Source organism: Leptolyngbya sp. FACHB-60 (genome assembly GCF_014695775.1).
In the GTDB taxonomy this organism is placed as follows: Bacteria; Cyanobacteriota; Cyanobacteriia; order Phormidesmidales; family Phormidesmidaceae; genus Nodosilinea.
This window is the reverse complement of the sequence record NZ_JACJOX010000030.1, coordinates 39,375-57,991: the sequence shown is the minus strand read 5'-3', so window position 1 is coordinate 57,991 and position 18,617 is coordinate 39,375. Positions and strand designations below refer to the sequence as shown.

Below are 18,617 nucleotides of genomic sequence, written 5' to 3'. Positions count from 1 at the left end.
TTCTCTGCAAGACCTGCTACGGCTTGCCGCTAAAAACAGGCTGAGAAGAACGCAGTCTGGATCTTAACGATCTCGGCTGACGGCGGGGGAGACAGGAGACTCGATGGTCTCAGCCTCAAACACTTCGGGTACGCCGCCATTGAGCACCGTGAGCACCTGGGGCGGAGTGGCATCAGGAGGATAGACCAGATCAACCTCCAGATCTTGGCGGGCTTCGGCGGGAATGTTGAGCTTGAGCAGGGCTTCGGCCTCCTGTCCCCGGCGCTGCACCAGGTGAACGTAGTGGGTGCGCTCTAGCCCCATCTGATTTCTAAATTTCAGCCGCACAGTGCCTCGAAAGAACACTCGGTCTTCGGGGGGACGACGAAAGCGCAGCCCTTGAACCAGTTCCTCGTCACGAAGCGGGGTTTGAAACTTGAGGATAACGGCTTGATCGACGCCCCGATTATTGTAGAAAGGGAGCTTGAGGCTATAACGCACGCCGTAGTTGCCGTGGGCGCGGTAAGCCGTATCGGGGTAGCGGGCCACCATGGGAGCGCTCTGAATTTGCCCGGTGCCAAAGGTATTGCGATCGACGGAGCTAATCACGTAGGAGAAGGCATTGCCGGGAGCCGGAATCGTCAATACGTCGGTGTCAGGGGAGTCGGTGAGAGTAGCCTTCCAACTGGCACCCTTGGCAACGCCAGCCACTCGACCATAGTAAAACCGCCCAAACCGATAGGTCTCGGGGTCAGAGGGGGGAATATCGCGGGGGCCGGCTAGGTTGCCCTGCTTGAGCACCTGAAGCCAGTCTTGCAGGGTGGGCACACGCTCGTTGCCGTTGGGCATGACATCGGCATAGCGCGCCAGGCTGGCCACATGCACCGGGCCGCTGCTGGAGAGATACATCATGGCCGTGCGACCATTGCTGGGAATCGGGCGCGGTGCTAGGGGGCGGGGTAGTGCAGCAGCGCCATTTTCGCCAGTTTCAGGACTGATTTGAGCATCGGCGGCGGTCAGCGTAACGGGGCGCACGGGCGGCTTGGGAATCATGCTTCCCTGGGGATGGCTACCGTTGACCGGTACAGTGAGCTGCCGCAGCGGGATGGGGGTGTTCATCAGCAGTTGCACATGGCCAGGGGGCACTGTGATGCGATCGGGCCAGTGGGACTGGTTAGCCCCGCGCAAAATGTCGGTCGTGGTGCGGCTGCCAGGGCCAGCGTAGACATTGCCGTTAGAGCTGAGGCGAACGTCGGGCAGATTGATGAAGGGGGCCTCTTGGCTGAGGTAGCTGACTCCCTGGTGGATGGTGATGTCAATCGGTTCGCTGCCGGGGTTATATACCAAAACACCCATAAACAGAGTGCGGCGATCGTCAGCGTTTACCCCTCGGGCAATGTGGTGGGCAAAGAGATCAAATCGGCCGTTAAAGGCGTAGTTGAGATGGGCATCGGGGGATGTCATGCCATCTTTAGGAAAGGTGGACAGCAGAATGCCGTTCTGCTGCACAACTTCGGGGCTGTTGCTGTTGAACACAGGGGTTTCGTCTAGGCTGCCGGGAAGAGGGCGCACTTCCTGATAACGAATCACCTCGGCGTAGCTGCCATCGCGGGGAATGACGACGGTTTTAGCCTCGGGGGCTGGGGTAGTTGCACCCGGCGGTAGTTGAGCAAACAGCGGGGAAAGAGTGAAAGCGACTAACGCACTCAGCATGGATAACCCGTGGAACGACCAAAATACTAGTGAATTCAGTGTGCCCAGGTAAAACAGGCCTGAAGCAGTAGACGACCCTGGCAATGATCAACATTGGTAGTGGAGAGCAGTGTAGCCAACGCTGGGGTTGCCGGAAGTCTAAACAAAGGACAACGATCTATAGGCAACGGTGACAATGGCTATATTGCCCGATCCACAATAGCACCTTGGGGGGTGGGGTATTTCGCCACGTTTTTGGGAAAATCATTGAATCTTCATAGATCGGGATCGGGCCTATTGACCCCGCAGAGGGGCGTCTAGCACCTTAACGATGCGATCGCCCGCATCCTCTAGGTAGGCCAGGGTTGCCATATCGAGCCGCTGAGTGTGGCGGTTGAGGTGACGGGCGATCGCCTCTTGAAGCTGCCGCAGCTGATAGCGAGCCAACACCCGAGCTTCTTCAGGGGCACCAAAGGTGGCCTCTTGGGCGATAAAGCCCAAAAAGTCGGTGACGCCTTCGCCAGAGCCGTGGTTGCGCAGCACCAAGCTGGTGAGGGTGTTGAGGTGGTGGCGCTGTAGCCCCTGCCGCAGGCTAGGAATGGGCGTTGCCTCGGCGGGTGGATTTAGCACCTCGGCCCAAACTGTCTGGCTGAGGGTGTCGAATAGCTCAGCCAGAGTAAAGGGATCTGGCCCCCGCTGTTTGAGTTCGCTGTCGCGCAGGCGCAGCAGCCGATAGCCCTCCAGCAAATTGCTAAGCGTGAAGGCCTGGGTAGAGACGATGCGATCGTAAATCGGGTAATCGATGCGATCGCTAGACGGATCTTCTCCCCAGTGCCACCAGCGATCGGAAGCCAGGCGATTGACCAATTCGGGCGATAGGCTGAGGGCGTTGGGGGCAAATACCTGCTGGCTGAGGGTGGCTAGGGCGCGCCGCTGTTCCGTTGCCGGCACAAGTTCAAATGGGGGTTGCCCCCGCGAACTCCAGGGGTCGGTGCGAGTAAACCGCTGGCCACCGATGTAGTTGGCGATGGTATCGGCCTGACTACCGTAGTAGAAAAACACTAAATCCACCCGCTGGCGCAGCTGGCCGTAGCCCTCGCCGGGGTTCACCGAAAACCAGTCAAGACGCTCCCAAATGGCCTTGGCGATCGCTAGCTGACCCTCGGCGTAGCCCAGAGGGTCGTTGCTCATGTCCCAGGCGTTGGCCTTGGGGTCGACCCTGGTGTAGGCATCTTCATCGGTAGCGTAGGCCAGGGCGGGGTCTACCGCGCGATCGGCAATAGCCTGTAGCTCACGCTGGGCGGTGGCCCGACTAGTGAGCGGGCGATAGCCATACTCAATGGCCCAGCGATCATAGGGGCCGAGCCGGGTGGAAAAGTAGTCGCCCTGGGGCTGACCGATAGGGGCCAGGTTGGGAGGCAAATAGTCCATGACGGAGCTGGTCATGCCCTGAGCCTGGGTGATGGCTGGGTTGTTGAGGTCGGCGGGAGCTAGCAGAGTGCTGCCCAAAAAGTTGTGCCGCAGCCCCAGCACGTGGCCCACTTCATGGGCGGTCAGCACGCGCAGATATTGCGCTAGGTAAGCCGCCTTGGCTTCGCGGGTCGAAAACGGTGGCGCTAGGGTAGCGATCGCCAAAGGCCCAAAGGCATTGGTCTGGGAGGCTCGCAGGCTGGCGCAGTAGTCCAGGGTGCCAAACTGGGATGAAGCGGAGCGTCCAGCGTCCTGGGTAGCGAGCCGAGCCATCAGGCGATCGCCCAGGGGATGGCCGCACAGCGCCATTTCACCACTGGCGATCGCCCCCCGATCGGCTAGCGTGTCGTACTCCAGGGCCATGTCGCGCACAACGCTGGCGTCCAGCACAACGTCGGCATCGAGAATTTCGCCGGTCAGGGGGTTGACCCGCGAAGGCCCAAATCCGCTGGCCCAGGGATAGAGCGAGTCTGACCAGCGAATCACGTTGTAGCGCACATCGGCGGGGTCCCAATCGGCGTTGGCGGGCATTTGGCGCACCTCGATCGCCTGGGTAAAGCCAGCCTGCTCGAAGGCGGAATTCCACCACTCGATGCCGTCGCGAATGGCCGATCGGTATTCCTCAGGCGTGGTGTTCTCAATCCAGAAAACCAGCGGCGTTTTAGGCGGGGAGAGGGCAGCGGTAGGGTCTTGTTTTTCTAACTGCCAGCGTTGAATGTAGCGGACAAATGGGTCTGAGCTGCCAGGTCGGGTGGGGGCTCGGTAGGCGGTGATGAAGTAACCCACTCGCTCGTCAGCCAGACGAGGCTGAAAGGCGGGGTGAGCGGGAATGGCCGACAGACTGTAGCGCACCCGCAGGTTGAATCCCCGCCCGTCGGGAATGCTGCTGAGGGCCAAGGCAAAGGGGTCTGCACTACTGCTGCCGCCTGAGAAGCCCAGCACAGTCTCTAGCTCAACATTTTCGGCAAAGGCTTTGACCGGCCCCAGGTAGGAGGCATCGGCGTTGAGGGCGTAGCTGCCCAACACCCAGGGGAATTGGCCGGCTAGGTTAGCGGGGTCGCGGGCGATGAGAAAGTCTTTAAGGTCGATGAGCAGTTCACCCGTTTCACCGTGAATGGCCTGAATGGGTAGCGTCGTCAGCACCGAATCGCTAAAGGATTCTCGCAGCAGCCGCTGGGCTTGGGGCTGCGGATCGCGAAAAAACGCGTTGGGAATCGCCACCTGCAACCGGTTGTCGGGAATCTGGCGAAACTGCACCATAAAATCGTTTACAGGCCAGCCGCGAAACAGCCCGGCCTCACCCACTCCTGACTCTAGGGTGGCGATGAACAGCAGGTTTTGGTTGAGCTGGCTGGGCTTTAGCCCGAGAAAGGCTCGATTGCGCGGCAGGTCGTGGTAGACCGCAAACAACCCTTGCGAAACCGTCAGCCCCTTGACCGTATCCTCAAACGGCTTTAGGGTGGTGGGCTCTTGCAGTGTGGCCGAGGTGTCTGACTCGACGCTGGGGGTGAGATCGCCGGGGGGTGGCTCGCTCACTTGGGCGAAAAGTCTATCAGTGGTTGGGCCACCTGCCAAACCCTTGGGGGTCGCCCCCTGACTAGTTGAGCCTAGGGAAAGGGTCACCGCGATCGCCAGGCCCCAGAGAAAGACCAGTCCTAGCCGTATGCTCTGCTTCACCAACCGCGCTCCTTCGCCCCTAAGGTAGGGGTTTTTTATGTTGTCATATGATAGACCCGATTTCCCCGTTTCTTGAGGCCATGCCAGAGACTGCCCCTGCCCTGATTTCACCGCCGCTGCCCGAACCCTGGCCCCGGTTTGAGCAGCCCCTCAAGCTGGGGGTTATGGCCTCGGGCAACGGCAGCAACCTAGAAGCGATCGCCCAGGCCATCGAGCAGGGCGATCTGCACGCCCAAGTTCAGGTAGTGGTGTACAACAACCCTAAGGCTGGGGTGGCCGAGCGAGCAGACCGGTTGGGGCTGCCCACCGTGCTGCTCAACCATCGCCAGTACCCCAGCCGCGAAGCCTTGGACAACGATATTGTGGAAACTCTCCGCGCCCACGGTGCTGATTGGGTAATTATGGCGGGCTGGATGCGCTGCGTGACATCGGTATTAATTGACGCGTTTCCCCAGCGGGTGCTGAACATTCACCCCAGCCTGCTGCCCAGCTTTCCGGGGCTGCGAGCCGTAGAGCAGGCGCTGGCGGCGGGGGTAAAGGTGGCGGGCTGCACAGTACACCAGGTCGAGCTTGCGGTAGACAGCGGCCCGATGATTATGCAGGCAGTGGTGCCGGTGCAGCCCGGCGATACGCCCGCGATGCTCCAGGCTCGCATTCAGCAGCAGGAGCACCGCATCTATCCAGCGGCGATCGCCCTAGCGGCCCTGGGATGCAATGGTCACGACCAGTCCTGATGCCGCAGCCAAAAGTACCCGCTCGGGTGACGGCGACCCTAGGGCGTAAATTCCACAATGGGCCTAACCCCAACCATCAAAGGCACCTCCTTCTGGCAGGTGCGTAGGCCGCTGGGGCAAGCCGTATTTTTTGGTGAAATCAAGCTATGGAAATTACTACCTTTGAACTGCTGGTCAAGCGCATCGCCCCGCCCCCAGCCGACCCTACCGTGGCCCGCCGCGTGGTGCAGGGATATTTTCTGACCATTGCTAACTTAGAAGACCGCGACTTTACCTATCAGCTTGAGTTTCACGTCAGCCGCCCCACGCCGGTAGACCCCGATCGCACGCTAGCGGGCAACGCTGTAGTCGCCTTTGATATTGCCGGAACAAACACCCCGCTGGCTTTGACTGCGGTCAACCCCAGTCCGGTTACTCCCGTCTTCACCACCCGGTTTAGACTACCGGCGAAGCAGACTGCCTCGGTGCAACTGCTGCCTGACCTGACGCGGCCCGGCCTGCTTGGTGAGGCCAACCCCGATGTCGAAATTCGTGGCTTTGTGCGCCTGCGTCTACCCGCCCTGCGTCAGGGGGTGTTCCTAAGACCCCAGAGCAATAGCCCAGTCAAGGTTCTGCTCAACCCCGAGGTACGCGGCACCTTTTTGCCCAACGACCTCACGGCTCGCAGCGGCGACTTTGACCAGATCAACTATCCGCTAGAACTCGCCAGCGGTAAGGGCCTCAATGAGGTGGAGCCCGATCGCGGCTTCTTCCCCATCGATCCCGTCATCGTGGCTGAGGTGGCCAGCGATCGCCCGGTGCTGCCCGACCTGATCAATCCCCCCATGATTGACCTATCGCTGCTCAGCCCCACGGCTCGGGCCGAGGTTTTGGCCGAAACCCTGGCCCAGGTAGACCCCAGCGCCGAAAACCTGAGCACCGTCAGCGACCTGCTCTCCAAGCTGGAAATTCCTATCCGCATGGAGCCGACCAATCGGTAGGTGCCGCCTAATTCTGATGCCCTCAGCCCTGGTAGCTTTGCCTGCCTGCGGCTGAGGAACGCTATGGAAAATTGCCGTAACGCTAAGTATTTAATGAAACCTTTTACCTTTCAGCCGGTTTCCTTTAGCTGGGTGGCGCTGCATCCCCAGCCCAAAGGGGTGATTCAGTTTATTGGTGGAGCGTTTTTTGGCTCGTTGCCGACCCTGTGCTATCGCCACCTGCTGCGCGAGCTGTATGATGCTGGCTACACCATCGTAGCTATGCCCTTCCGCTTCAGCTTTCGCCACTGGGGCATTGCCCTCAGCCTGCTGGAGGAACAGCGACGACTACAAACCTATCTGCCGCAGTTTGCTGCCGAGGTTGGGTACGACACTGAGGTGTATAACCAGAGCGATCGCTACGCTTGGCTGGGCCACAGTCTGGGCTGCAAATACATTGCCCTGCTAGAACTGCTGTGCGGTGTCGAGCTAGACCCAGTGGATACTACCCTTGATGAGGTGATTGGCGTTAGGAATGCCCAGTGGTTGCGCGATCGCCTGGCGGCTTCCCCCAGCATCTGGAACCAACCCGCTCAGCTCTTGGCTCCCGACATTAGCGATACCACCAACGCAGTGCCGCTCAAATCGTTGGCGCACCTGCTCGATCGCTTAGGCCTGGGAGTACAGCCCACCCGCCAACAAACCCTCGATCTGATCGATCGCAGTCGCCTCTTTAACCTGACGGCCATGGTTTCCTTCACCTGCGATACCGTAGCGGGAAGCATACAAGACCCTTGCCCCGCCACCAGCGATGTCCTCTGGCTTTACCAACATTTGCAAGCCAAACAGCTGATCCATGCCGAACTGGCAGGCAAGCACCTCGAACCTCTGGGGGTAAAGGTTGGGCCTTGGCTGGTGGATCTCAACCCGCTAGACAAGTTTGTTAAGCCGCTGGCTTGCTGGGCTACCGGAAAAACCGTGCTGAAGTTTTTTCATCAGCTCCAGCATCACGAAACTGAGTCAGAGACAGTTTTAGAGGATCTAAAACCAGCCCTAATCGAACGTTAGAGCCTTGATCGGAACCAGGACTGTTCAGCGCTGAGCCATCGGGTTTAGCAATTGATTCGCCGGAAACCGAGGGTCAAGTTGAAGCACAATCTGGCGCTGGTCAATAGTTAGCCAGCCTTCGACCTTAAAGTCTTTCAGGAGGCGAGTCACGGTGACGCGGGTAGTGCCGATGGCGGTGGCCAACTGGTGGTGCGTCAGCCGCATGGGAATGCGAATGCCGCTTGGCTCAACATGGCCAAAGTCTTTGGCCAGCATCAGCAAAAAGTGCTTGAGGCGATCGGCCACCAGGCGCTTACCCGAGAGCGCCAGCCAGGCTTCGGCCTGCTGCATTCTTAGGGTCAAATTGCGAAACATGCCCGCCATCAGCACCGACGAGCCCTCGATTTCGACCATGGGCAGAGACAGCACATCGACATCGGTAAGGGCGGTGGCCCAGTAGGGGTCAACGGTGGTGAGGGGTAGCCCAATGGGCATCGATGGCCCAGCTAGGCCCAGCAGCGTTTCGCTGCCGTCGTGCTGAATAGTGAACAGCTGCACAATGCCCCGACAGACAATCAGCACCTCATTGCTGCGCAGGGGAATGGGCCGCCCTGCCGCAAAGGGCACGAGGGCTCGCTCACGATAGAGCTGCTCTAGAAGCTGGATAAAGGTTTGATGTTTGCGGAGATCAATGGTGGCATTGAGGGCAGCGGAGGTTGCGATTGCAGACACGGGGGTACCTAGAGTTCGCCCGGGTAGGCTGCCAGCGAGAAGAGGGGGATTAGAACGGCCCTTAGGGGCGATCGCAATATCCAAGAACCAGGCATCCTGAATGGCTGGATTCTGGCTAACGCTAGCAGCCTTCCCAGCCCCATCTTCGGCGGCTCAAATTAAGGAACCCCCCAGCCAAGGTTAAGCCCAGGCAAATAGTTCGTTAACGTTTGTGATCTACCGCACTAACCGCTGAATATTTGGCTAAGTGCAATACCTTTGTTCCAGGATTATGGATGGGTAGGGATCCCTAAAGGTCATCTATATAAAATAGGTGAGCTGTTAGACGGGCAACAAATAATCGCGCACGTCCGTCACCTGCCCGGCCAGCGCCGCCGCCGCTACCATCGCCGGACTCATCAGCAAGGTGCGGCCCGAGGCCGACCCCTGGCGTCCTTTAAAGTTGCGGTTAGAGGATGAGGCGCTAATCTGGCGGCCCTGAAGCTTGTCGGGGTTCATCGCCAGACACATAGAGCAGCCCGCCTCGCGCCACTCAAAGCCCGCAGCGGTAAACACCTGGTCGAGCCCTTCGGCCTCGGCTTGCTGCTTCACCCGCTCAGAACCGGGTACCACAAAGGCTTTGATGCCCTCGGCTACTGTCCGACCCTGAACCACTTTTGCCGCTTCCCGCAGATCGCTGATGCGTCCGTTGGTGCAGCTGCCGATGAAGCACACATCAATGGCGGTGCCCTTGAGGCTCTGGCCAGGGGTGAAATCCATATAGGCAAAGGCGTCTTGGGCCAGCACCTGCTCTTCGTCGGGCAGGCTGTCGGGCAAAGGCAGGGTTTCGTTGATGGCAATGCCCTGGCCGGGGGTGATGCCCCAAGTGACAGTGGGGGCAATGTCGGCAGCGTCGAACATCACCACATCGTCGTACTCGGCATTGGCGTCGCTGCGCAGGGTATTCCACCAGGCCACGGCCTCATCCCAGGCGGTCCCTTTGGGGGCGAAGTCGCGCCCGTTTAAATAGTCGTAGGTGATTTGGTCAGGGTTGACGTAGCCGCAGCGCGCGCCCCCTTCGATCGCCATATTACAGAGGGTCATGCGCTCTTCCATCGACATGGCCTCGATCGCACTGCCGGCAAACTCGTAGGCATAGCCCACGCCGCCTTTTACCCCAAGCTTGCGAATGATGTGCAGCACCACATCTTTGGCGTAAACGCCGGGTTGTAGGCCGCCATTGACCTCCACACGGCGCACCTTGAGCTTGCCGAGGGCCAGGGTTTGGGAAGCCAGCACGTCGCGCACCTGGCTGGTGCCAATGCCGAAGGCGATCGCCCCAAAGGCCCCGTGGGTCGAGGTATGGCTGTCGCCGCAGGCAATGGTCATGCCGGGCTGGGTCAGCCCCTGCTCGGGGGCAATCACATGCACAATGCCCTGACTACCCGAGCCAATGTTGTAAAAGCGAATGCCGTGCTCTTGGCAGTTTTGGTCTAGAGCCTGCATCATCGCCTCGGCTAGAGGGTCAGCGAAGGGGCGAGCCTGGCTTTCGGTTGGCACGATGTGGTCAACAGTGGCAACAGTGCGCTCGGGATACATCACCGTGAGCTGGCGCTCGCGCACCATGGCAAAGGCCTGGGGGCTGGTGACTTCATGCACTAGGTGCAGCCCAATAAACAGCTGGGTCTGCCCCGAGGGCAGGGTACCTACGGTATGTAAATCCCAAACTTTGTCGAACAGCGTACCCTTGCTCATAGCAGACCTGTAGGCAAAAACGGTGAAACTAAAACTGGTTGGCGGCGAAAGGGGCGGCGAATGCGTTGCCAGTGTTCTATCTTATCCCAAAGCCCCTGCCCCACAGCTGATGGAAATATCTCTGGAGGCTGAGTTAACAACTGTACCCAGCGGCCCTTGCTGTCCCCTTATCGATTCTTTACGATCACTGGGTAAGTTTCAGCGTGGTGTGGCTACTGCACAGGGTAAAACATTGAACGTTTGACCAGAGTTGGCCTGCACCAGGCAAAAAGATTCGATTTATTAGGAGATATGTCATGGGTTTTCTAGGCAAGCTGTTCGGCAAAAAAGAAGAAGAAAAAGCTAAGTCTTCCCCCAAAGTTAACGTCAAGCAGGCTGCCACTACGGCCAAAATTGACGGTGCCAAGGTGGGCATTGATGGCCAGTTCGACGAGAGCGGTCTAGCGAAGCGAGTGGCCCTAGCGTTTGATCAAGCCGGGCTATCTGACAGTGTGGGCCTGTGGGTGGCCCAAACCGGCTCCACCGTGGTGCTGAAGTACAACCCCGATGCTCAGGGTGTGCTAGAGCAAGCCAAAAAAATTGCTATGACTGTGGATGGCGCGACCAACGTCACGGCTCAGCCCAACTCGTAGAGCCATCCTCAGTACAATTGTCAACCGTTACCGGTTGACATCAACGCCAGCACCAGCGCTAAGTCCTTGGTGCTGACGTTTTTGATGCTTAGAACGAGATTCACCTAGCGCTGGCTCAATGAGACTGGCTGCGAACCCAATTGAGGCAACTTTTCGGCTAGCAGCCGAGCACTGGCGGCGGGAGACAAACCACGGATGTCAACCTGGGGAATAACCCGACGACGGCGCTCTAGATCGTGGCGGTAGGTGCGATCGTAGTAGTCCAAAATGATGGCGCAGGCGGCGCGCAGATTCCCCGACTGAATGTGCCGTACGGCAGACTGGGTGCGATCGCCTCCTAGTCGCTTCCCAATTCGCTCCGTTGCCTCCACCAAACCCTCCGTGGATGCTTCGCCATAGATCTCGACTAGCAGGTCAAGGCGTTCGTCGAGCGATCGCACCACCTCCACCGCCGCAGCCGCAGCCATCTGCGCAAACAGCTCGTCGGGAATCCGGCAGGTGCCCACCCGGCGACTTTCAGCCTCCAGCCAGATGGGGCGTTGGCCCTTTGGGGCCAGTCCTTGACTATCGCTCGGAAATCTTGCCCACTGGTCCGCCAACAAATTCTCGTAGTGCTCCGTGGAAGGCTGGGGCGGCAGCAGCAGCGACCCAAAGCTGCTGCCCCGGTGGTTGGCCAAACCTTCTAGATCTAATACTGACTCCCCCAAAGCCGCTAGCTCCTGGAGAATCAGCGTCTTACCGCTGCCCGTCATACCGCCCAAAATCACGATTGGTTTGGGCGTCGCTAGGGTCTCCCGCACCCAGTGCCGGTAAGCCTTATAGCCGCCATTGAGGAGGTGGACGGTAAACCCCGCCAATTCCAAAATCCAGCCCATGCCGCCGCTGCGCATGCCCCCCCGCCAGCAGTGAATTCGCAGGTGGCGATTAGGGGCCAATGCCTTGGCCGCACGCACAAACTCACCGCATTTAGGGCCAGCAATGTCAAAGCCCAGCTCTACCGCCGACTCTCGCCCCACCTGCTTGTAGCAGGTGCCCACCTGGGCACGCTCTGCATCGGTGAATAAGGGAAAGCTAATCGCGCCAGGGATGTGCCCCTGCTGAAATTCCCCTGGGCTGCGCACATCAAGAATCGGGCCAGAGCCTTGCAAAAAGTCATTGCTGTCGAGGGGCTTTGGCATGGGTGAATGGACAAAATTTCAGGGTTGGCTAAGGTTTTAGTGTAGCGGTTTGAGTAGGAGCGTTAACCGGAGCGGGGACGACGATATAACCCTCGGTGCGATCGCCCAGCACCCAATTTCGCTCTACGCCCCAGGTCCACCAATGAGCGGCCACGTAGGCGCAGGTGAGGCTGTCGAACTGGTCTTCTACCGCTTTTAGGGCCGCTCCAGTAAACGGAATATTGGGTAAATCGGATTCCTTGAGATCGAGGGCAGGCTCTAGCGAGGGCAGTACTGAGAGCTGATACTGCCGCAGCTTCTCTAGCTCAGGGCGGCGTTGGGCTAAGGTGCCCTTTTTATACTTGAGAATTTTGCTCAGACCAAACAGGTGCACCGTCGCTGGGTGCGGAAACACCTCTAGCTGAAACCATCCTTCTGGCTGGGGCTCGCTGTGGGGTTGGTGCCGAAAGCCCAGGGATTCGAGCGCTAGACCAAAAGCAATTAATTTTTCGGCGAAGGGGCGGCCCAGGTTGGCGGGGTAGCAGCCCGCGTCGTAGCGGCCAAAGTGCTTGTGGGCAAGACGATCGGGCGATCGCATTCCGGTTTCGTTAGGAATTAAAGTAGGGGCATCCACCGCGACGACAGCGTTGGTAGATCCCTCGGTCCAGTGAGAGATCCACGCCAGGATTTCGTCTACGGTCTGAAGGCGATCGAGCGCCACCAGCCGCAGCTTGCCCCCGTCTCCGTGCAGACAGCAGAGCCCAGTAGGCCCAGTTTGCCAGCCCAAGTCAACCCCAAGAAAACGGTAGTAGACGGAGCAGTTGGCGGGTGGATACGCGTTCGGGATTGACGCTCGAACACTAGGTGAATCGCTCATTCCGCCAAATCCACATAGTCGCGTTGGTCGCCTCGCCGGTACAGGCGGGTGTTGGCCCTGGGATAATCGCAAATGTCAAACTCCAGCCGCATGCCGCCGACCAGGTACACTAGGTCTTCCGTAAAGGGATTGCTCAGGCTGTGGGCCAGCCCGTCGGCAGCAAAGCCCATAAAATCACCGGGCCCAACCTCCACGGTCTCGTCGCCGATTTCCGCCAGCCCGCGCCCCGAGAGAATGTAGATAAACTCTTCCTCGGCCTGGTGGCGGTGGTACTGAGTCGAGTCGTGTCCCGGCTCGACCCGCACCAAGTGAACGCCAAGGTGCTCAAACCCTACGGCATCGCCCAGCGACCTGCCATGGCGGATTGCTTTAGGATTGAGGGGATGGATGAAGCGGGCCTCGGGCAGGGCAGCGATCGCAGCGGCGGTCATTAAGGGGTGAGCACGGTGCATAGGCCAAGCAAAATTTAGGGACTATTTGGAGCGCAACGGGGTTAGAACACACCATGAAGTCTACACTTGCACAACTTACCGCCCGGTTTGACCAGGCTTTGGTCACCGCCTTTGGTGCAGATCTGGCTGGCACTGACCCCATGCTTGTGGCCACCAGCAATCCCAAGTTTGGTGACTACCAGGCCAATTTGGCCATGTCGCTGGCCAAGCCGCTGAAGCAAAAGCCCCGCGACATTGCTACGCAGATTGTCGAAAAACTCGATATCAGCGACCTCTGCGAACCGCCCGAAATCGCTGGCCCCGGCTTTATCAACCTGCGCTTCAAAACCACCTATTTAGAAGATCAACTGCGGGCGATGCAGGCCGACCCCCGCCTAGGGGTAGCCCCGGCTAAAGAACCCCAAAAGGTAATTGTCGATTTCTCTAGCCCCAACATTGCTAAAGAAATGCATGTCGGGCACCTACGATCGACCATCATTGGCGACTCCATTGCTCGGGTGCAAGAGTTTATCGGCAACGACGTGCTGCGGCTCAACCACGTGGGCGACTGGGGTACCCAGTTCGGCATGCTGATCACCCATCTCAAGGAAGCCTGCCCAGAGGCATTAGAAGCTGGTTCCAAGGTCGATATTGGCGACCTAGTAGCTTTCTACAAGCAGGCTAAAAAACGCTTCGATGAAGATGACGACTTCAAAACCCGCTCCCGCGAGGCGGTAGTAGGGTTGCAGGCGGGGGATGCGATCGCCACCAAAGCCTGGAAAGCCCTTTGCGACCAGTCCCGCCACGAGTTCCAAAAACTCTACGATCGCCTCGATATCCAAATCCAAGAGCGCGGCGAATCCTTCTACAATCCCCTGCTAGCCGACGTGGTGAAGGATTTGGCATCCCTCGGGCTGCTGGTAGAAGACCAGGGGGCCAAAGTGGTCTTTGCCGACGGGTTTACCAACAAAGACGGTGACCCGCTGCCGCTGATCATTCAAAAGACCGACGGCGGCTACAACTATGCCACCACCGACTTAGCCGCCATCCGCTATCGCACCCAGCAGGACGGGGCTGAGCGAGTGCTCTACGTGGTGGATGCGGGCCAGGGCAGCCACTTCGCCCAGGTCTTTCAAGTCGCCGCCAAAGCGGGGTGGATTCCGGCGGGCGTCGAGCTGACCCATGTGCCCTTTGGCGTGGTGCAGGGCGAAGACGGCAAAAAGTTTAAAACCCGCTCCGGGGATACGGTGAAGCTGAAGGATCTGCTGGATGAAGCCGTTAGCCGCGCCCGCACCGACCTAGAAACCCGCATTCAAGCCGAAGAGCGGCAGGAAACGGAGGAATTTATTCAAGATGTGGCCGAAGCGGTGGGTATCGGGGCTGTCAAGTACGCCGATCTGAGCCAAAACCGCACCAGCAACTACATCTTTAGCTTTGACAAAATGCTGGCGCTGGCGGGCAACACTGCCCCCTACATGCTCTACGCCTATGTGCGGGTGCAGGGCATTAGCCGCAAGGGCGACATCGACTTTGACCACTTGCCCGCCGAGGCCCGCATTCACCTAGAAGACGACAGCGAGTTTGCCCTAGCCCGCCACCTGCTCCAGCTCGACGAGGTGCTGGGAGAGGTAGCACAGGATTTATACCCCAGCCGGCTCTGCCAATACCTATTTGAGCTGAGCCAGAAGTTCAACCAGTTCTACGATCGCTGCTCAGTGCTCCAGGCCGCAGAACCCCAGCGCACCTCGCGACTGCTGCTCTGCGATCTAACGGCCAAAACCCTGAAACTGGGCCTTTCGCTACTGGGCATTCGGGTGCTAGAGCGCATGTAGATTGGAGCGAGCACCGGTGGCATCTTCCTAAAGAGAGGGGGCAAACATTTCAAAACATGTTTTCCTCAAGATAGGGGCAAAGCTACGGAAGATTCGGCCTTTATGCTGAATGTATATTTTTAGGTCAAAACGATAATTTAATTCTCTATAATCAACCACTGCTTCTCTCTACGAAAGGCATGACAACCCTTAAAATTGGGGAGTTGTGGTGTGTTCATTTACTTAGCTAAAGCTCGGTTTATCGAAATTTTGCAATCCCGAAAGAATTGTGCTCTCCGACACAACAGAATGGTGAGGATACAGGGAGTTCGGGAAAGATAAAAGTGCATCTAGGCAATTCCATGTTTAGTCTTCGGTTGAAACTACCACGATGGCCTATACGGTTGTTGGTCACTACAACGCTGGTTTAGTCTGCTTGTCTTTTGGGATTGCAATTCTCGCCTCATACACCACGCTGAGTCTGGGGCAGCAGATTTTGGCCGCAACGGGATGGCGGCAGTGGCCTTGGCTGACGGGCGGTGCCCTAGCTATGGGTACCGGCATTTGGGCTACCCACTTTGTAGCCATGTTGGCCTTTGAGCTGCCGCTGCCGGTCAACTACGATCTGCTCACTACCGGTCTCTCGTTAGTGTATGCGGTGCTGGCGGCGGGGATTGCCCTGGGGTTGGTCAGCCGCGCGAGATTTAGCTGGTTGAGTCTGAGTGCAGCGGGCATTGTGATGGGGCTGTCGATCGCCTGGATGCATTACACCGGCATGGCCGCAATGGAGATGCCCGCCCACCTGAGATTTCGGTGGCCCCTGATGGGGCTATCGATAGCCGTTGCCGTCATGGCCTCGATCGTTGCCCTGGGCTTAAGCCTCCAGTCGCGCCGCCGCCCCAAGCAGGGCGATCGCTGGCTCACCCGCTTGGCAGTGCTAGTTCTGAGCTTGGGGATCGGCGGCCTGCACTATATTGGCATGGGAGGGACAGTGTTTTTAGTCAGCTCTACCCCCATAGAACCGGCTGGAGTTTGGCCAAATTTAGAGGGGCGTTGGCTGGCGTTAGCAGTCGGGTTGGGGGCCGGGCTGATTTTGCTAGGCATTCTCATCACCCTGAGAATTAACCAGCGCCTCACTCAACAGCGCCTGCAAAAGGAGGCGTTATCCCAGAGTGAACACCGCTTTCGCACCCTGATTCGCGAGATGGGGGTGGGGGCGCTGCTGCTCAATCCCAAAGCCGAAATTTTGATCAGCAACCGGGCGGCTCAACAGTTTTTGCTGCTGCCCGAAGCCAATGGTGCTCCTCTAGTATTTGGTCAAGCAGGGATAATTTGCCGCGAAAATGGCACCCCCTTTGCACCTGCCGACCTGCCGGTGCAGCAGGCTATTGCCCAAAAGGCCCCAATTGGAGACGTGATTATGGGGGTAAGCGCTGCGATCGGCAACTCACCGCGCTGGCTGCTGGTCAACGCTGACCCCCAGTTCAACGAGGTCGGCGGCATCGAACGGGTGGTCTGCACCTGTAGCGACATCACCATTCAAAAGCAAGCCGAAGACGCCGTGCGTGCGGTGGCCAACCGGGAAAAGGCGGTCATCCGCATTGTGCAGCGCATGCGCCAAACCCTCGAGCTAGAAACTATTTTTGCCGCCACTACCCAAGAGCTTAAGCAGGCGATTAGCTGCGATCGCGCCTGGATCTACCGTTTTAACGAAAACTGGAGCGGCTCTGTCGTCGCTGAAGCCCTTGCTGACCCCATGGCCCTCTCGACGGTGACTGATTCAACGACGGGTGAGTCGCTTATCGAGCGTGATGCCTGTAGTACTCGCCAGATGCAAAACAGCAGCTTTGATGAGGGCTATCTGCTGCTAGAAGACACCTACCTCCAAGAAACCCAGGCCGAAACCTTCCGCCAAGACCGCAGCTATCACCGTGTTAACGATATTTACGACGAAGGGTTCGACAGCTGCTATCTAGAGTTTTTAGAGCGTTGGCAGATCCGCGCCTACGTTATCGTGCCCATTTACGCTGGCAGTCAGCTCTGGGGGTTGCTGGGGGTTTATGCCCACCACCAGGTTCGTTCTTGGACTCGCCATGAGGTGAAAATGGTGCTCCAGGTAGGAGCGCAGTTGGGCACTGCGGTACAACAGGCCAACCTGCTGCGCAAGACGCAGCAGCAGGCCCAGGCCTTAGAAATTGCCAAGCGCGCCGCCGATGCCGCCAGCCAGGCTAAGGGCGACTTCCTGGCCAGCATGAGCCATGAACTGCGCACGCCCCTCAATGCCATTCTAGGTTTTACCCAAATCTTGCATGACGACGACGGCCTCAGCGATGACCACCGTGACTTGATTGCCATTGTGAACCGCAGTGGCAACCACCTGCTGGGGTTAATCAACAACGTGCTCTCCCTGGCCAAAATTGAGGCTAACAAAATCAGCCTTGATGAAGCGGTGTTCGATCTACACTATCTCCTCCAGTCTGTAGACGACATGCTGCAGCTCAAGGCCGAGGCCAAAGGCATTCGACTGGAAGTCATTCAACCGCCGCCGCTGACCTATCGGCTGTGGGCTGACGAGGGCAAACTGCGACAAATTCTGATCAACCTGATCAGCAACGCCATTAAATTTACGGCCCTAGGCTGCGTCACGGTGCGATCGCAGCTGCGGAGCAGTGCCCTGATGCTCGATAGCGGCAACAGCAAAACTCACTGGCTCGAGATCACGGTGCAAGACACCGGCGTTGGCATCGACGCCGACGAGCTTTCCTGCCTGTTTCAGCCGTTTGAGCAAACTCAATCGGGGCGCCACTCCGCCGAGGGTACAGGGCTAGGACTATCTCTCAGCAACAACTTTGCCCAGCTCATGGGGGGCACCATTGTGGTCACCAGCCTGCCTGGCAAGGGCTCGACCTTTACCTTAAGCATCCCCGTCGGGGCGGTTACCACGGCCCTGATCGAACCCGCCAAGCCAGAACGGTCAATTGTGCATCTAGCCTCCAATCAGCCCCATTACCGCATCTTGGTCGCCGACGACGTGGCCGAAAGCCGCCTCCTTATGCGCCACTGGTTAGAAGGGGTTGGGTTTGAAGTTCGAGAAGCCAGCCAAGGGGAAGAAGCGATCGAGTTGTGGACAAACTGGCAGCCCCACCTCATTTGCCTCGACATGCGAATGCCCGTACTCGACGGCTATGGCGTAGCTCGCCATCTGCGCCAGCTGCCCGACGGCAGCGCTACGGTAATCGTTGCCGTCACCGCTAGCGTGTTTGAAGAGCAGCAGTCTGACTGCATCGCGGCGGGCTGTAATGCTGTGTTGCCCAAGCCCCTCCAGCGCGATCAGCTGTTAGAACAAATTGGTTGCAGCCTTGGCATCATCTACCAATACGCCGAAGTCGTGCACGCCGACGATAAAACAGCCGCGGTTGGCCCACATGGCGTTAACGGACAAAGCTCAGGTAAAGACCAGCGCCCCCTTACCCAAGCCGATTTTAAGGCTTTGGCTCCCGACTGGCTGGCTCAAATTCACCAGGCAGCTCAGGCTGCCAACGATCGGCAGGTTCGTCAGCTGATTGCTCAACTTCCTGCCGAGCAGAAGGTTCTGGCTCAACGGCTAGACCGCCTAGTGAACGATTTTCGTCTCGATGTCATTATCGACCTGACGGCTGTTCCTACCGCACCCGTTCCCCTGTAG

At 58.5% G+C, this 18,617-nt stretch carries 13 protein-coding genes; 6 read left to right on the top strand and 7 right to left on the bottom strand.

From position 1 onward, the window contains the following. Window positions 1-63: 63 nt before the first annotated feature. Both H6F57_RS12530 and H6F57_RS12525 read right to left on the bottom strand, forming a co-directional pair. Window positions 64-1,692, bottom strand: coding sequence for a DUF3370 domain-containing protein (locus H6F57_RS12530; protein ID WP_190629016.1), 1,629 nt, complete (start codon window positions 1,690-1,692; stop codon window positions 64-66). Window positions 1,693-1,965: 273 nt separating this feature from the next. Next, window positions 1,966-4,818, bottom strand: coding sequence for a zinc-dependent metalloprotease (locus tag H6F57_RS12525; protein WP_190629013.1), 2,853 nt, complete (start codon window positions 4,816-4,818; stop codon window positions 1,966-1,968). 80 nt (window positions 4,819-4,898) lie between these two features. Here H6F57_RS12525 and purN point away from each other — a divergent pair, with 80 nt between their 5' ends. The 3 genes from purN (at window position 4,899) to H6F57_RS12510 (ending at window position 7,579) form a co-directional block, all read left to right on the top strand. Next, window positions 4,899-5,552, top strand: coding sequence for a phosphoribosylglycinamide formyltransferase (gene purN, locus H6F57_RS12520; protein WP_199289826.1), 654 nt, complete (start codon window positions 4,899-4,901; stop codon window positions 5,550-5,552). Window positions 5,553-5,698: 146 nt separating this feature from the next. After that, on the top strand, window positions 5,699-6,532 hold the full coding sequence (locus H6F57_RS12515; protein WP_190629009.1) for a hypothetical protein: 834 nt from the start codon (window positions 5,699-5,701) through the stop codon (window positions 6,530-6,532). 63 nt (window positions 6,533-6,595) lie between these two features. Beyond that, entirely contained in the window at window positions 6,596-7,579 is a 984-nt protein-coding gene (locus H6F57_RS12510) for a DUF1350 family protein (protein ID WP_190629007.1), read from the top strand. 24 nt (window positions 7,580-7,603) lie between these two features. Here the strand turns inward: H6F57_RS12510 and H6F57_RS28375 are convergent, their stop codons facing one another. Beyond that, the gene (locus tag H6F57_RS28375) at window positions 7,604-8,290 is read right to left on the bottom strand and encodes a Crp/Fnr family transcriptional regulator (protein ID WP_313933623.1); all 687 of its coding nucleotides are present in this window, start codon (window positions 8,288-8,290) and stop codon (window positions 7,604-7,606) included. Window positions 8,291-8,611: 321 nt separating this feature from the next. Then, entirely contained in the window at window positions 8,612-10,024 is a 1,413-nt protein-coding gene (gene leuC / locus H6F57_RS12500) for a 3-isopropylmalate dehydratase large subunit (RefSeq protein ID WP_190629005.1), read from the bottom strand. A 296-nt stretch (window positions 10,025-10,320) separates the two neighbouring features. Between leuC and H6F57_RS12495 the strand changes: the two genes are divergently transcribed. Then, the gene (locus H6F57_RS12495; protein ID WP_190629003.1) at window positions 10,321-10,656 is read left to right on the top strand and encodes a hypothetical protein; all 336 of its coding nucleotides are present in this window, start codon (window positions 10,321-10,323) and stop codon (window positions 10,654-10,656) included. Between the two features lie 104 nt (window positions 10,657-10,760). Here the strand turns inward: H6F57_RS12495 and mnmH are convergent, their stop codons facing one another. The 3 genes from mnmH to H6F57_RS12480 are packed head-to-tail and all read right to left on the bottom strand — an operon-like array spanning window position 10,761 to window position 13,142. After that, complete coding sequence (gene mnmH / locus H6F57_RS12490) at window positions 10,761-11,834, bottom strand: tRNA 2-selenouridine(34) synthase MnmH (RefSeq protein WP_190629001.1); 1,074 nt, start codon at window positions 11,832-11,834, stop codon at window positions 10,761-10,763. A gap of 28 nt (window positions 11,835-11,862) precedes the next feature. Further along, window positions 11,863-12,690 carry a DUF429 domain-containing protein gene (locus H6F57_RS12485; RefSeq protein WP_190628998.1) on the bottom strand — a complete coding sequence of 276 codons (828 nt, stop codon included), beginning with the start codon at window positions 12,688-12,690 and terminating at the stop codon, window positions 11,863-11,865. Next, entirely contained in the window at window positions 12,687-13,142 is a 456-nt protein-coding gene (locus tag H6F57_RS12480) for a cupin domain-containing protein (RefSeq protein WP_190628996.1), read from the bottom strand. Before H6F57_RS12480 ends, H6F57_RS12485 begins: the two co-directional genes overlap by 4 nt. A 53-nt stretch (window positions 13,143-13,195) precedes the next feature. Between H6F57_RS12480 and argS the strand changes: the two genes are divergently transcribed. Next, window positions 13,196-14,953 carry an arginine--tRNA ligase gene (gene argS, locus H6F57_RS12475; protein WP_190628994.1) on the top strand — a complete coding sequence of 586 codons (1,758 nt, stop codon included), beginning with the start codon at window positions 13,196-13,198 and terminating at the stop codon, window positions 14,951-14,953. 370 nt (window positions 14,954-15,323) lie between these two features. Continuing rightward, the gene (locus H6F57_RS12470; protein WP_190628993.1) at window positions 15,324-18,617 is read left to right on the top strand and encodes an MHYT domain-containing protein; all 3,294 of its coding nucleotides are present in this window, start codon (window positions 15,324-15,326) and stop codon (window positions 18,615-18,617) included.

Excerpts from the sequence above, each read along its gene's own strand:
- H6F57_RS12530 (WP_190629016.1), bottom strand. The coding sequence starts at position 1,692 with ATGCTGAGTGCGTTAGTCGCTTTCACTCTTTCCCCGCTGTTTGCTCAA.
- purN (WP_199289826.1), top strand. The coding sequence starts at position 4,899 with ATGCCAGAGACTGCCCCTGCCCTGATTTCACCGCCGCTGCCCGAACCC.
- H6F57_RS12515 (WP_190629009.1), top strand. The coding sequence starts at position 5,699 with ATGGAAATTACTACCTTTGAACTGCTGGTCAAGCGCATCGCCCCGCCC.
- H6F57_RS12510 (WP_190629007.1), top strand. The coding sequence starts at position 6,596 with ATGGAAAATTGCCGTAACGCTAAGTATTTAATGAAACCTTTTACCTTT.
- leuC (WP_190629005.1), bottom strand. The coding sequence starts at position 10,024 with ATGAGCAAGGGTACGCTGTTCGACAAAGTTTGGGATTTACATACCGTA.
- H6F57_RS12495 (WP_190629003.1), top strand. The coding sequence starts at position 10,321 with ATGGGTTTTCTAGGCAAGCTGTTCGGCAAAAAAGAAGAAGAAAAAGCT.
- mnmH (WP_190629001.1), bottom strand. The coding sequence starts at position 11,834 with ATGCCAAAGCCCCTCGACAGCAATGACTTTTTGCAAGGCTCTGGCCCG.
- H6F57_RS12485 (WP_190628998.1), bottom strand. The coding sequence starts at position 12,690 with ATGAGCGATTCACCTAGTGTTCGAGCGTCAATCCCGAACGCGTATCCA.
- H6F57_RS12480 (WP_190628996.1), bottom strand. The coding sequence starts at position 13,142 with ATGCACCGTGCTCACCCCTTAATGACCGCCGCTGCGATCGCTGCCCTG.
- argS (WP_190628994.1), top strand. The coding sequence starts at position 13,196 with ATGAAGTCTACACTTGCACAACTTACCGCCCGGTTTGACCAGGCTTTG.
- H6F57_RS12470 (WP_190628993.1), top strand. The coding sequence starts at position 15,324 with ATGGCCTATACGGTTGTTGGTCACTACAACGCTGGTTTAGTCTGCTTG.